This window comes from Streptomyces antnestii (genome assembly GCF_004005495.1).
Taxonomy (GTDB): Bacteria; Actinomycetota; Actinomycetes; order Streptomycetales; family Streptomycetaceae; genus Streptomyces; species Streptomyces antnestii.
On the sequence record NZ_RZYA01000034.1, the window covers coordinates 34,795 to 47,848 of the forward strand.

At 67.7% G+C, this 13,054-nt stretch carries 10 protein-coding genes and 3 pseudogenes; 6 read left to right on the plus strand and 7 right to left on the minus strand.

Features of this window, described 5'->3' with window-relative positions; genetic code table 11:
* Window positions 1–121: 121 nt before the first annotated feature.
* Entirely contained in the window at window positions 122–424 is a 303-nt protein-coding gene (locus tag EOT10_RS39530) for a hypothetical protein (RefSeq protein WP_127833217.1), read from the plus strand.
* Window positions 425–731: 307 nt separating this feature from the next.
* Window positions 732–1,828: pseudogene (locus EOT10_RS39535) on the plus strand (integrase core domain-containing protein).
* Window positions 1,829–2,329: 501 nt separating this feature from the next.
* Here EOT10_RS39535 and EOT10_RS39540 read toward each other — a convergent pair.
* Window positions 2,330–3,235 (minus strand): LysR family transcriptional regulator, encoded by a 906-nt coding sequence (locus EOT10_RS39540; protein ID WP_223281487.1) that lies wholly within the window; start codon window positions 3,233–3,235, stop codon window positions 2,330–2,332.
* Window positions 3,236–3,477: 242 nt separating this feature from the next.
* Here EOT10_RS39540 and tcuA point away from each other — a divergent pair, with 242 nt between their 5' ends.
* Complete coding sequence (gene tcuA, locus EOT10_RS39545; RefSeq protein WP_127833219.1) at window positions 3,478–4,950, plus strand: FAD-dependent tricarballylate dehydrogenase TcuA; 1,473 nt, start codon at window positions 3,478–3,480, stop codon at window positions 4,948–4,950.
* A gap of 472 nt (window positions 4,951–5,422) precedes the next feature.
* On the opposite strand, the gene EOT10_RS39550 is transcribed toward tcuA, so the two are convergent.
* The 3 genes and pseudogenes from EOT10_RS39550 to EOT10_RS39560 all read right to left on the minus strand — a co-directional run.
* Window positions 5,423–6,784, minus strand: a complete 1,362-nt coding sequence (locus EOT10_RS39550; RefSeq protein WP_223281488.1) for a nucleobase:cation symporter-2 family protein — start codon at window positions 6,782–6,784, stop codon at window positions 5,423–5,425.
* 20 nt (window positions 6,785–6,804) lie between these two features.
* On the minus strand, window positions 6,805–7,827 hold the full coding sequence (locus EOT10_RS39555; RefSeq protein ID WP_127833220.1) for an isopenicillin N synthase family dioxygenase: 1,023 nt from the start codon (window positions 7,825–7,827) through the stop codon (window positions 6,805–6,807).
* A gap of 226 nt (window positions 7,828–8,053) precedes the next feature.
* Window positions 8,054–8,512 (minus strand): annotated as a pseudogene (locus EOT10_RS39560) (amidohydrolase family protein); the annotation flags it as partial.
* Between the two features lie 273 nt (window positions 8,513–8,785).
* Between EOT10_RS39560 and EOT10_RS42770 the strand changes: the two are divergent.
* Window positions 8,786–8,917, plus strand: a complete 132-nt coding sequence (locus EOT10_RS42770; protein WP_262985477.1) for a hypothetical protein — start codon at window positions 8,786–8,788, stop codon at window positions 8,915–8,917.
* A gap of 15 nt (window positions 8,918–8,932) precedes the next feature.
* Window positions 8,933–9,245: pseudogene (locus EOT10_RS41595) on the plus strand (helix-turn-helix domain-containing protein); the annotation flags it as partial.
* Window positions 9,246–9,280: 35 nt separating this feature from the next.
* On the opposite strand, the gene EOT10_RS39570 reads toward EOT10_RS41595, so the two are convergent.
* Together EOT10_RS39570 and EOT10_RS39575 are read right to left on the minus strand one after the other, a co-directional pair.
* Complete coding sequence (locus EOT10_RS39570; RefSeq protein WP_223281489.1) at window positions 9,281–10,186, minus strand: IS3 family transposase; 906 nt, start codon at window positions 10,184–10,186, stop codon at window positions 9,281–9,283.
* A gap of 2 nt (window positions 10,187–10,188) precedes the next feature.
* The gene (locus EOT10_RS39575; protein WP_127833222.1) at window positions 10,189–10,476 is read right to left on the minus strand and encodes a transposase; all 288 of its coding nucleotides are present in this window, start codon (window positions 10,474–10,476) and stop codon (window positions 10,189–10,191) included.
* Between the two features lie 1,260 nt (window positions 10,477–11,736).
* On the opposite strand from EOT10_RS39575, the gene EOT10_RS39580 reads away from it, so the two are divergent.
* Window positions 11,737–12,132 (plus strand): DUF6896 domain-containing protein, encoded by a 396-nt coding sequence (locus tag EOT10_RS39580; RefSeq protein ID WP_127833223.1) that lies wholly within the window; start codon window positions 11,737–11,739, stop codon window positions 12,130–12,132.
* A 230-nt stretch (window positions 12,133–12,362) separates the two neighbouring features.
* Here EOT10_RS39580 and EOT10_RS39590 read toward each other — a convergent pair whose 3' ends face one another.
* On the minus strand, window positions 12,363–13,004 hold the full coding sequence (locus tag EOT10_RS39590; RefSeq protein ID WP_127833224.1) for a DUF6461 domain-containing protein: 642 nt from the start codon (window positions 13,002–13,004) through the stop codon (window positions 12,363–12,365).
* Between the last annotated feature and the right edge of the window lie 50 nt (window positions 13,005–13,054).

Here is a 13,054-nt window from a genome sequence, read left to right on the forward strand (position 1 = left end):
GCGTTGGTCATCGCTGAGCGTCCTCCCATGGCCCAGACGGCCCCGCGAACGCTCCCGATCGTGGTCCACACTGAGTAGGAGCGCTCATGTGCAACAGGGGCGGGCGGAGGACGCTGAACGCATGAGTGAGCCTTCTGCACTTCGACAAGTCGCGGTCGCCGTGGTTCTTCTCATCGTCGATCTGGCGGTGATCGCCTGGTTCCTCTGGAGCTATTCGTGGATCGGATGGGGGGATCGTTGGAACCCGCAAAGTGTGCCGGAGGCCCCGAGGGTTGCGTGGCGTGCGGTGTGGGTCTTGATAGGGGCAGCGGCGGTGACAGGTGTTGGCCTTGTCGCCCTACGGTGGCGCATTTCGGGGGCCGTTCAGTTGTCCGTGTTGGGCATCGGCGCGGCGCTCTTCGTCTACTTGGCTGTTCGTAAGTAGAGCGATATCGAGGACGCGAGCGTCGGCGCTTTGGCAATCTTGAAAACCGTCGTGGTGCGAGTTACCGTGGGTTCAAATCCCACACCCACCGCGCAGGTTGACGGCTCCTGACCAGGTAAATCGGTCAGGAGCCGTTTCGTTGCATGTTGTCCGTGGGTGCCCGTTGTTCACCGGGATTCCCCGCTCCCCAGCCCTGCCCTTGCCGATCATCTCATCCATGCAGGTGGGAGCGGGTTTCGGTGCCAGCCATGATCACCCGCGTAAGCGCTCTCGCACAGGGGCGGTGGAGGCGGCATGATGATCGGCCGTGCTGTTGAGACTGGCGTACCTGGGTGTGACGAATGCGGTCGCGATGCTGCGACTGCTGCCGATGAGCGATCGCGAGAAAGATGCCGAGATCCTGGCCCTGCGCCATCAGATCGGCGTTCTGGAACGGCAGCTGAACGGGCAGCAGCTTCGGTTCCACGCAAGCGATCGGGCGTTCCTGGCGTCGCTCCTCCACGGCCTGCCACGAGAGGTGCTGCGCCGGATGCCGCTGCTGGTGCGGCCAGACACGGTACTTCGCTGGCACCGCAACCTCATCGCCCGCCTACACGCCGCGCAGTCCCGGCCGAAACGCGGAGGCCGGCCCCGCACCGTGCGCTCGGTCCGGGTGCTGGTGCTGCGCCTGGCCGGGAGAATCCAAGCTGGGGCTACCGGCGCCTACACGGAGAGCTGCTCGTACTCGGCGTGAAGGTGGCGGCATCCACGGTTTGGGAAATCTTGAGGGAGGCCGGCATCGACCCGGCTCCCGAGCGGGCCTCGACCACCTGGGCGGACTTCCTGCGCTCCGAGGCCGACGCGCTCCTGGCATGCGACTTCTTCGAAACCGTCACCCTGGCCGGGACTCGCTTGTACGTGTTCGCCGCGATCGAGCACGCGAACCGCCGGATCCGGATCGTGGGCGCCACCGCGCACCCGACCGCGTCCTGGGTGGTCCAGGCCGCGAAGAATCTCGTCATGGACCTCGAAGACGCCGGCTGCCGAGCTCGCTACCTGATCCGGGACCGGGACGGGAAGTTCCCTCAGCTGTTCGACGACGTGCTCAACGATGCGGGCATTCAAGTGGTGCTCAGCGGCATCCGGATGCCGCGTATGAACTCGATCACGGAGCGGTGGGCGCAAACCTGCAGGCGAGAAATACTGGACCGCACGTTGATCTGGAACCGGCGCCATCTCCTGTACGCCCTGTGCGAGTTCGAGACGTTCTACAACGAGCACAGGCCGCACCAGGGCCTCGCCAACGCCCGACCCCTCCACCCGCTGCCCGCCCCTATCGAAGACCCAGACCGGATCGCCCGTCTAAACATACGACGACGAGCGCGACTTGGCGGCACCCTCCACGAGTACCAACATGCGGCCTGACCAGCGTGGATGAGGTATTCGGCAAGCGCAGCGCTGGTAGTCCACCGACACCACCGACCAGGCCAGCCCTTCACACCGCACCGGCACCTGCGACTCCGCTTCGCCGCGCCGACTGCGCGTCCGCATCTCGCGGATCGCGGTGACCTCTGTGTCGGCGGTGTTGCCGCCCTCCGCCTCGGCGGCCTGGACGCGGTCGGCCTCCTCCCGCAACCCGTCGACTCGAGGGCGAGAGCGAGCTCGCGCTGTTCCAGCAGTGCGACAACCGACGGCATCCTCGACGTCCTGGGAGCGACGCCACGACAGGCCACCACTCCCACGGAGTCGCCTACGCCATACCTCACCAGTGAAAATGCGGTCCCCGCCTGGCGCTGGAGGCATGCCGGCCTCAAGGGCGACGCCTGCGGCCGCTCCTGCCTCCGCTCGCGCAGCTCGGCGGCCACGGGTCCTGGGCAGGCCCCGCGGGACGCCGGCGGTCGCCGGCTCACATCGCGGAACGCCTGTCTATGAACGCAGGGTCCCGGCGGTCTCGATGAACAGTTCCGCGATGGCCTTGGCCGACGGTGTCGGTGGATTGTCGCGCAGCCGGGTGAGCAGGATGCGGCGAACCGGGGCCGCGGGGCCCAGGTCGATGGTGGTGACGTCATCCCGCAGGCCGGCCAGGGCGAACCTCGGGGCGAGCGTGATGCCCAGGCCGACCGCCGCCATGGCCTGGGCCTCCTGGTAGTCGTGTGCCCGGTAGGCGATCTTCGGCTCGAACCCTGCGGCACGGCAGCTACGGGTGAGCAGCTCGGCGACCGGGTGGTCGGCCCGGACGATCCAGTTCTCCTCGGCCAGCTCCTCAAAACCGGCGGAGTGCCGGGCGGCGAGCGGGTGGCTGGTGGCGACGACCAGGCAGGTGTGGTCGTCCAGCAGATGGATGACATCGAGGTTGGTCTCGTCCAGGCGCCGCCACGGGTAGTCCCACATCAAGGACAGCTCGATCTCCCGGCTCTCCAGCATGTCCATCAGGCCGGTGTTGCGGTCGCTGTGCACGACCAGCTCAACCTGCGGGTGCCGGGTGCGGAAGGCGCGCACGACGCGGGGCAGCAGGGATGCGGCGATGGTGGGGAAGGTGCCGAAGTGCAAGGTCCCGCTGTGCAGGCCCGCGATGTCATCGAGGGATCGGCGCGCGGCCCGCAGCTGGCGATCGATCCGTGCAGCATGCCCGGCCAGAGTGCGGCCGGCCTCGGTGAGCGTGACGCCCCGGGGGTGCCGCTCGATGAGCGGCTGCCCGGCCTCCGCTTCCAGCCTGCTGATCTGCTGGGACACCGCCGAGGGCGTATAGCTCAGGGCAATCGAGGCCGCCGTGATGGAGCCCCGGCGAGCTACCTCGGCCAGCACCAGCATGCGTCGTACGTCAAAGCTCACCCCGACCGCCTTAAGCATTCATGAAAGCAATATCAGTTTCTTTCGATTGTACTGATGGCACCTGCTGGCGCATCGTCTTATCTGACCGGCAGGCGGGCCGCACAGCGTCGACCCGCTCACCGGGCCCCGGTGAAAGAGATCCATGCTGCGGTCGCGTACGCACACAGCCCCTGATCCGTACGCCCCAGCCCCGAAAGGATCTCCGATCCGGACATCTGCTATCCGAACCCATGGGAGTACACATGACCGAGCAGTGGGACGTCGTCGTGGTCGGCGGCGGGAACGCCGGCTTCAGCGCGGCTCAGTCCGCCCGGCAGCAGGGAGCACGGGTGCTGCTGCTGGAGAAGGCCCCCCGCCAGTGGGCCGGAGGCAACTCCTACTTCACTGCCGGGGCGATGCGCACCAGCCACGCCGGGCTCACCGACCTCACCTCGCTGGTCGAGCCGCTTCCCGCGGACCGCGCAGGACGCGTCGACCTCGCCCCCTATACCGACGACGACTTCCTCGCCGACCTGACCCGGGTGACCCAGGGAAGGACCGACCCTGAACTCGCCCGGATCCTGGTCGGTGAATCCCGCGAGACGATGACCTGGCTACGCGACCTGGGGCTGCGATTCGAGCTGATGTTCCACCGGCAGGCTTACGAGGTGGACGGGCGCTACCGGTTCTGGGGCGGACTGGCCGTCGGCGTGGTCGGCGGGGGCAAAGGAATGATCGACCAGCACCTGGCCGCCGCCGATCGCAGCGGCATCGAAGTCCGCTTCGACAGCCCCGTCACCGACCTGGACACCGGACCCGACGGCGCCGTCCGCGGCGTGATGCTCGCCGACGGGCAGCGCATCGAGGCCGACGGCGTGGTACTCACCAGCGGCGGCTTCGAGGCCAACCCGCAGATGCGGGCCGGCTACCTGGGCGCGGGCTGGGACCTGGCGCTGGTGCGCGGAACCCCGCACAACACCGGTGAGGGCATCCGCATGGCCCTGGCGGCCGGCGCGCAACCCTACGGCCACTGGAGCGGCTGCCACGCGGTGGCCTGGGACAGCCAGGCCCGAGCGACCGGCAACCGGGAGCTGACCAACCAACTCACTCGCGGCGGCTACCCGTTCGGCATCGTAGTCAACGCCGAGGGCCGCCGGTTCGTCGACGAGGGAGCGGACTTCCGCAACTACACCTACGCCAAGTACGGTGCCGAGATCCTCAAGCAACCGGCAGGCGTCGCCTACCAGCTCTTCGACGCAAAGTCCGCGCCGCTGCTGCGCCCCGAGGAGTACGCCTCGGCGGGCATCACCAGGGTCGAGTCCGACACCATGGAGGGCCTGGCCAAGCAACTCGACATCGACGAGGGCCAGCTGGCGGACACGGTCGACCGGTTCAACGCCGCCGTTGTCCCGGGTGACTTCGACCCGACGGTCAAGGACGGCTGCCGGACCGAGGGCATCACCCCTCCCAAGTCCAACTGGGCCCAGCCACTGACCACTCCTCCGTACGTCGCCTTCCCGGTGACCTGCGGCATCACCTTCACCTTCGGCGGGCTGCGGATCGACGCCGACGCGCGCGTGCTGGACCAGGGCGGCCGCCCCGTCCCCGGGCTGTACGCGGCCGGCGAACTCGTCGGCGGGCTCTTCTGGTTCAACTACCCCGGCGGCTCCGGCCTCACCGCCGGTTCGGTGCTCGGCAGGCGCGCCGGGCGCTCAGCAGCCGCCGACACGCGTTGACGGCGCCACAGCCGAGTGAGAGCTCACACGGCCATGGAGGACGCACCATAAGCACGACGTCGTCGACTCGGCGAGGCAACACGGCCAAGCCGCGAGAGGCAGACCTGGAGCAGTCAGTGGAGGGCGTTCTCTTCACCTCGCGCAGGCTGCCCGCGACATTCCCTTTCGCGATTGGGGCCGCTGGCCTGAGCTTGACGTTTAACCTCGCCGTTTCGGTCAGGGCTGGCGCGGATGCTGGCCGACACGCGAAAGTGCCTTCCTGAGCTGGGACGATGAACCTTGTCCAGGGGTTTGATCGTCGCCGGCGGAAGGCACTTTCTACGTGCAGGTCGTCGGTTCCCGTCCCAGGCTCATGGTGTCCGCTGACGGGACGGGTGGTCGGGCATGGCGGGGCACGGTTGCTGGCTGATCTCGCCGATGCAACCGGACCGACCCCGCGGTGATGACGTGCGCATTCGCCCTGGCACCCGCGCTATGGGACGTATTCCGCCGGGGTGGTGGACGTCGTCCGAGTCTGCTTCTCCGCCTCTGTCTCGTCGTCCGCTGTGCGTGCCGGGCGGGTCCGGTTGAAGGCCAGGTTCAGCCCGAACGCGATCAGGGTCGCGCTCGTCACCGGTGAGCCCAGCACGATGCGCACACCGTCCGGGAAGCGGGAGTAGAGGTCCGGTGCCACGTCGGGCGCCATGCCCACGCCGATCGATACGGCGACGATCAGGAGGTTGTGCGTCCCCTCGAACTCGACCTTCCGCAGTGTGCTGATGCCGACGGCGGCGACGGTGGCGAACATGACCAGTCCCGCCGCGCCCACGACCGGTCCGGGCAGCCCGGCCACCACCGCCCCCAGCTTGGGCACCAGGCCCAGGGCGACCAGGATGGCGCCCGCGACGGTGGCCACATGGCGGCTGCGCACCCGGGTCATCGACACCAGGCCCACGTTCTGGGCGAAGACGGTGTCGATAAAGGCGTTCATCACTCCGCCGAGCACCCCGGACAGTCCGTCGGCGGCCAGGCCGCGCGCCATGTCTCCGGTCGTCAGCTCCTTGCCGGTGAGTTCGGCGACCGCGATCAGGTCTGCGGTCGACTCGGCGAACAGGACCAGCATCACGACACACATGGAGATGACCGCGACCGGCGGGAACTCGGGCGCCCCGAAGTGGAACGGAGCGCTCACCCCGATCCAGTCGGCGCCACGGGCGGCGGACAGGTCCACCCGACCCAGCGGTACCGCGACCGCGGTACCGGCCAGCAGCCCGAGCAGGACGCCGGTCTGGGCCAGAACGCCCCGGCCGAACCTCGCCACCAGCAGGATCACGATGACGACGAAGGCGGCGAGGGCGAGGCGCGACGGCGCCGCGTAGTCCGCCGCCTTGGGGTCGCTGCCGACGACGAGGTTGACGCCGACACCGATCAGCGCCAGGCCGACCACGGTGATCACCACACCGCTCACCAGCGGCGGGAAGAAGCGCGCTGCCTTGGCGAACGGCCAGGCGACGAGCAGGCCGAAGATCCCGGCGGCGAGCATCGAACCGTATACGGCCTGGAGCCCGTACTCACCGGCGATCAGGATCATCGGTGTCACGGCGGTGAAGGCAGCGCCGGCCATCACGGGCATGCGGACGCCGAGCACCCGCCCGACGCCCGCGCCCTGGATCACCGTGACGACGCCCGCGACCAGCAGGTCCGCGTTGATGAGCAGAGCGATGGTCGAGGCATCGAGCCCGGCGGCCGCGCCGAAGACGAGCGGCACCGTGACACAGCCCGTGTACATCACCAGAACGTGCTGGAGACCCAGCACCGCGAGCCGCCCGAACGGCGCCCGTTTCTGCGCGGACATCATCACAACGGTCCCCCTTACTATCGTGCGAAGTTGGCGGCGATGCGCTGCTGGATGTACTGCTCCGCCGTGATCGGCCGATACCGGCCATCCGGCCCCTCGATCACCACGTCACGGTCGGCCTGGGCGAAGAAGGCGATGCTGTAGCGGGCGCCCCGGTCCTCGCCGGGGCCCGGGGACTTGACCCGGTGGAAGTTGGACGGAAGCCGGTCGTCGCTCCACCGCATCAGCATGTCGCCGATGTTGCAGGTGATGGTGTCGGCCGAGGGCACCACGGGAGTCCACTCCTGGGCCTCGGCCTCATTTCCCGGGCACACCTGCAATCCACCTTGCCCGTCCCGCTGGAAGAGCAGCGTCAGGCAGTCGAAGTCCGTGTGCGCACCCGCCCGCCACACATCCGGGTCGAGCTGGGCGTCCTCAGGGATCGCGAAGTAGTGCAGCATCCTCAGGGTGGACTGGTAGTGCGCGCTCTGAGGGTTGTGGGCGCGAGTGAAGAAGTCGTCGGCGAAGCCCAGCTTGTCGGCGAAGCAGGACAGGACCCGCATCGCCACCTCGCGGCAGTGAGCCTCGAAGTCGAGGGCGCGCGGCCGGAATTCGGGCAGGTCGTCGTCGGGCCAGAGCCCCTCCATGTGGGGGCGGGTGACCTGATACGACTCCTTCTGGTCCGGTGTCCCGACGGACGGCCTCACCTGGGTCATGGACTCCCACCCGGAGTTGAGGCCCTTCTTCAGCCCATGCCGGGCCTTGTGGACCTCGGGCAGCGCGAAGAATCCCTCGGCGTTCGTGAACGCCCCGTCCACCAGGGCCTGATCGATGCCGTGGTTGACCAGCTGGAAGAACCCGATGTCCGTGGCCGCCGCCCACAGCTCTTCGGTGATCTCGGCCTTGCGGGCCTCGAAGTCGGAGAGGTCGATCCGGCGGATCTCCCGCGCCGTGGTCTCGGTTCCGGCCCCGCCCATGCGGGTCTCCTTGTCGAGTTCGGCGAGGCCGTATGTCGATTGAGGCGTCGTGTGCGGCACCGCACGCGTCGTGATGTCAGTCATCGCGGCAAGTACTCCTGAGTACGTCACAGTGGTGTTCTCCGAGTCCTACGAGGTGCAGTCACCGCCCCTGCACCCCCACCGCGGACACTCAGAGGTCCGCGGCCACGGTCGGCCTCGAACCCGTCCGTGGGCCCGGCGCCGTGGGCTGGCATACGCCCCGTCGACAGGGGCCATGCGCGATGCAGTCAGCCTGGCGGCATCGTGTTTCGTCCGGGAACCAGTTCTGTTACTGCGACAGCACGTCCACGAGGAACGCCTCGGAAAGGCGCGCACTGCGCCCGTCCCGCACCACCGCCTCGCCCGCCACCAGGACCGTGTCCACGGTCCGGCTGCTCGCGCAGGTCAGCAGCGTTGCGCCCGGATCGCGCACCGGAAGGCACGCGTAGTCCCGCTCGAAGCGGTGCAGCACGAGGTCGGACCTGGCACCGGCCACCACACCGTCCGTGCGGGAATCGAGCCCGAGCACCTCGCCCGCGCCGCCGGCGGCGATGGCCAGCATCTCCGCGAAGCCGAGCAGATCGGCCCGCCGGTGCGCGGCACGCTGCAGATACGCCCCGATCCGCATGGCCTCCAGAATGTCCTGGGTGTCGTTGCTGGCGGCCCCGTCGACCCCGAGCCCTACCCGAAGTCCCGCTTCCCGCATGGCGATCACAGGGGCGATGCCGCTACCCAGCCGCATATTGCTGAGCGGGTTGTAGGAGACTGCCCTTGCCGGAAACCTCGTCCGCCCAGATCACGCAGCATGTTCGTACTCGTGGAGGATGCCGCCCAGGCGTTCGCGATGCCCTGATGGGGTCTATGGGAGTTGTAGAACCGCTCGAACTCCCGCAGAACGTAGCAGAGGTGGCGCTGGTTCCAGATCAACGTGCGGTCCAGCAGCTCACGCCGACAGTGCGCCTGCCGAAAATGTCATCCATGCAGATCAGGAGCGTCATCGACGGTGCGGCAGGATGATTTCGTGTTGCTTCGTCTCGCCTACCTGACCGTCACCAACCTGTTCTCGGCACTGCGATTGCTACCGATAAGCGATCACGACAAGGACACGGAGATACTCGCCCTACGCCACCAGATCACCGTCCTGGAACGATAACTCGGCATAGACCGCATCAAGTTCACCCCCCGCGGACCGGGCGTTCCTCGCCGTTCTGCTGATCCCCCTGCCACGCCAGGCCCTGCGCCGACTCCGGTTACTGGTCCGACCCGACACCGTGCTGCGCTGGCATCGCGACCTGACCAAGCGGCGTCACGCCCGCACCTGCCGGCCAAAGAAGCCGGGCCGACCACCCACGGTCCACTCGGTCCGCAGACTGATCCTGCGCCTGGTCCGTGAGAATCCATCGTGGGGCTATCGCAGGGTGCGCGGCGAACTCGCCATCCTCGGCATCAAGGTCGCCGCCTCCACCGTTTGGGAGATCCTCACCTCTGTCAATCCCCCCGAATCGTGGAGACCTTCTCATGCAGCCAGCTCCTCGTTGAGGCTGGCCCAGTAGTCGCGTTCGTAGTCGATCGGGCTCGTAAAACCGCACACGCTGTGCAGCCGTCGTGTGTTGTAGAAGTCGGTAATCCAGGTCGCGATCCGGATCCGTGCCTCGGTACGGGTCGCGAAGGCGTGCCGGTGCACGTACTCGACCTTGAGGACGCTGTTGAACGCCTCGCTGACGGCATTGTCGAAGCACGAGCCGACGCGCCCCATGGACTGGAAGACGCCCAACTTGCGGCAGGCCCGACGGAATCTCCGTGAGCCGTATTCGCTTCCGCGGTCGCTGTGAAAGATCACTCCACGGACGTCGCCGCCGCGGGTGGCCGCGGCCATGTACAACGCGGCGACCACCAGGTCGGCGTCGTGCCGCGGGCCCATCGCGTAACCGAGCAGGCGACGGGAGAACAGGTCGATGACCGTGGCCAGATACAACTTCCCGTCGCCGGTTTCGATCTCGGTCATGTCGCCGCACCACACGAGGTCAGGGTCCTCGGCGGTGAAGTCGCGGTGCACGAGGTCAGGGGCGGCCAGCCGTTTGCCGGGCCGAGTCAGCCCCCGCCGGCGACGCACCTTGCGGGCCACCAGACCGAGCTCGGCCATGAGTTTGGCAATGGTGTTCACCGAGACACGCCAGCCCTGCCGCACCAGCTGGATCCAGATCTTTGGTGAGCCATAGGTGCCGCCGGAAGCGGTGAACTCTTCGGTCACCGCCTCGGCCAGCTGCTGGCGGCGTACTTCCCGCCGGGTGGACTTGCGGGTGCGGTGCTTGTAGAACCACGACTCGCTGACGCCCAACACCCGGCAAAAGACGCGGTGCGAAATGCCGTGCTTGGTCCTGAAGTCGCTGATCACCCCGACCACTTGGGCCGGGTCCGCCACGGCTACTTCACCCACAGGACCATGCAGCGTTTGAGCACATCACGCTCCATGCCCAGTTCCTTGTTGTCCCGCTTGAGCTGGGCATTCTCCCGCCTCAGCCGCTCCAACTCCTCGCTCCCGCCAGCCGGCCTCGTCCCAGCCCGCCGAGCCCGGGACACCCAGGTGGCCAGGGTCGTCTCGTTGATCCCCAGGTCATTCGCGACCTCGGCGATGGACTTCCCGGTCTCCGTCACGATCCGTACAGCCCCCTCACGGAACTCCGGATCGAACTTCCGTCGCTTCTCCGCCATGACTCCCAACTTCCCCTGCAGCCACGGCCTTCACGCTACGAGGGGAGGGACAAGGGTCCCCTGCCCCGAGGAAATGATGCCCGCCCAATCCGTCCTGTCCGTAAGGCGCCACCAGGCCGTCGCGTATCCGCGGCTGACGGTCGACGCGAAGACTGCGGTGGCGCGACAGGGAGATCCACCACAGCTGCCGGCCCCGCCACGATGGTTGGCGGCGCCAGAACGCCGCGCGCAGACGGGTGCGGGCGATGACCCGGTCCGCGTAGCAAGCCATCCACAGACCTGCGAAGGCGAGCACCGCACTGCACAGCCACGGCAACCCGGCCCGCATCCGACCATCGCCAGCGCGCAGGGCAACAACAGCAGCAACACCCGGCGGAGATGCGCGAGCCCCTCCGCAGCGGCAGCGGTGCGCAGGACGGGGGTGAGATGAAAGCCATGCGGGGGTACGGCATGCCCGCGGGCCACCCGGCGACGAACCCACCGCACATAGTCGTGACCGAGCGGCACGTACAGTTGCGCGTCCGAATCCTCCGCCACGGCCCACCAGTGGGGCTGGGGCGGCCAGCGAATGTCCAGCCCTTTGCGGCGTCGACGCAGCGGCCGTTTCATCGCCTTCCATACTCCGGCCACGGCAACGGCGAGGCCGGCACGGACGACGTCTTGACCATGGCGGCGGGCGAAGTCGAAAGCGTCGCCGCAGTAGTCGTACCGGGTGTAGGCAGCCGCGCACAGCCACTGCGTGACATCCGAGAGACCGACTCCCGAGTCTCCTTTGTCCGAAGCCCTATCAACTCCGCCGGGGAGTCCGGAAATTGGTACCGCCGCGCAACCGAGCCTCGGAGCGGTCCCCGTTACGCCCGGATTCGCACCATCCGTATCTGAAGCCGATGCAGGTAGCTGCTCAAACCCCTTACCCAGCACCACGCGGCCACCGCTCCCCTCGCTCCCCCACCGGCGCCGACAACAGTCGCTAGTCCGAACGCGACTGGCAAGAGGGCCCAAGGAAATTTCAGCCATGATCACCCACGCCCACAGGCCCGCCACTAGGCGCCCGGCCGGGCAGACGCAACCTCACATGCGAATAATTTGGGGAGTGCCAGTCGCCAGCAGAGCAGAAACACCTTCCGGGCTACTCGGACTGGCCACAGCGCACTCCTGGGCTCGCCAATAACTGATCGTTTCAGAATGCCGTCCTGCGGAGACGCTGGCGGTCCCATGGAACAATCCCTTCAGCCACGGACTCAGGGGGGAGGACGCCGTATGGAACGGGCTGCGCGAGACCTCGTGCTTGGTTACGTCCACGCTCTGAACGCGATTGGCGAGGCCATGAGGGTGGCGATCCCCTCGCTTGAGCGACTGGCAGATGTCCTCGGCCTGGCCCGTTCGCGCCGGATCGGCCGGAGTGGGCACGTCGGCACCTACTCCTACGCGGTTCATGGGGCAGGGTGCCGCTTCGTCAGCGACAGCGGCACTGAGGTCGATGTGGACTTCGCAGCCGACGGGAGCGAAGTGTTCGACCTCTGGCGGCTGCGCTGGTATGGGCTGAGCCTGCCGGAGCCTCTTGGCGTCACGGATCAGGACCTGCGGTCCGCAGTGCGGTCGCTGCAACCGCTTCTGACCGAGGTGCGGCCGGGGTGGTTCAGCGTAGCCAACTGATCGCTTCAGGATGAGGTTCGCAGGCGGCGGAGGCATATGAGGCTGCAGGCCACATGACGCCCGCGAGCGCTATTCGGTCGGGAACCCGCAGTCGCCCGGGGTGGCGACGGCGCTGCTCGGGAGCGGGCGGCAGAAGCGGGGCCACCCGCTCCCACAGATCGTCAGGAACAAGCCATCCTGAACGGCGACACCGCTCTGGGGCACCTATCGGATCTTGAACACGCTCGTGGTCACCAGGAGGACGGAGGTGAGGTGCGGGTGACCACGGCGGGAAGCTGCTCGCTCTCAATCAGCTGCCGCGGCAGGGACAGCCCGAAATGCTCGCCGACGACCTTCAACACCCGGCGCTTCTCTTCGACAGGCGACAGCTCCTCGTCCTCGCCGAGCAGGTCATCGATGCTTTCTTCCGGCGGGATGACTCCGGCCGCTTCCAGTGCTGGGCGCAGCAGGTCAGGCCGGGATCCGGCGGGGTCGTAGCCGAATCCCAACTCGAAGTGCAGTTGTACCTCGCCGTCGGCGAGGTACCTGAAGAAGGAAGGCGGATCGTCCGGCCGTGGGTCGAATATCAGCACCTCGGCGCCGCGGGACACTGCCGGGTCGAGGGACCAGCCTTCGCTGCCCCCGCACTCCACGATGAACGACCAGTCGCCGCTTTGGCCGATGCGGCCGACGCAGTAGATCTGCGCAAGGTCGACCCTGCGGGACGCTTCCTGAATGGTGAGGGCAGGCCCGACCTCGACAGGCGCATGGTCGGCCATGCGTTCGGCCAGCTGCTGGGGGCTGAGGCCCCGGGCGCAGGTGATGTACAGGTCGGTGGCATTCAGGTTCGCGCTCTGCCAAGCATCGGCGATCCATGCAAGATTGTCAGGCATTGCCGTTTTCTCCTTCCGTACACAGCGTGGGGCTGGTGGGGCACAGCAAG

What these genes read in the sequence shown, in the direction of transcription:
- EOT10_RS39530 (WP_127833217.1), top strand. Translation starts at nt 122, where the DNA reads ATGAGTGAGCCTTCTGCACTTCGACAAGTCGCGGTCGCCGTGGTTCTT.
- EOT10_RS39550 (WP_223281488.1), bottom strand. Translation starts at nt 6,784, where the DNA reads ATGTCCGCGCAGAAACGGGCGCCGTTCGGGCGGCTCGCGGTGCTGGGT.
- EOT10_RS39580 (WP_127833223.1), top strand. Translation starts at nt 11,737, where the DNA reads ATGGAACGGGCTGCGCGAGACCTCGTGCTTGGTTACGTCCACGCTCTG.
- EOT10_RS39555 (WP_127833220.1), bottom strand. Translation starts at nt 7,827, where the DNA reads ATGACTGACATCACGACGCGTGCGGTGCCGCACACGACGCCTCAATCG.
- EOT10_RS39575 (WP_127833222.1), bottom strand. Translation starts at nt 10,476, where the DNA reads ATGGCGGAGAAGCGACGGAAGTTCGATCCGGAGTTCCGTGAGGGGGCT.
- EOT10_RS39590 (WP_127833224.1), bottom strand. Translation starts at nt 13,004, where the DNA reads ATGCCTGACAATCTTGCATGGATCGCCGATGCTTGGCAGAGCGCGAAC.
- tcuA (WP_127833219.1), top strand. Translation starts at nt 3,478, where the DNA reads ATGACCGAGCAGTGGGACGTCGTCGTGGTCGGCGGCGGGAACGCCGGC.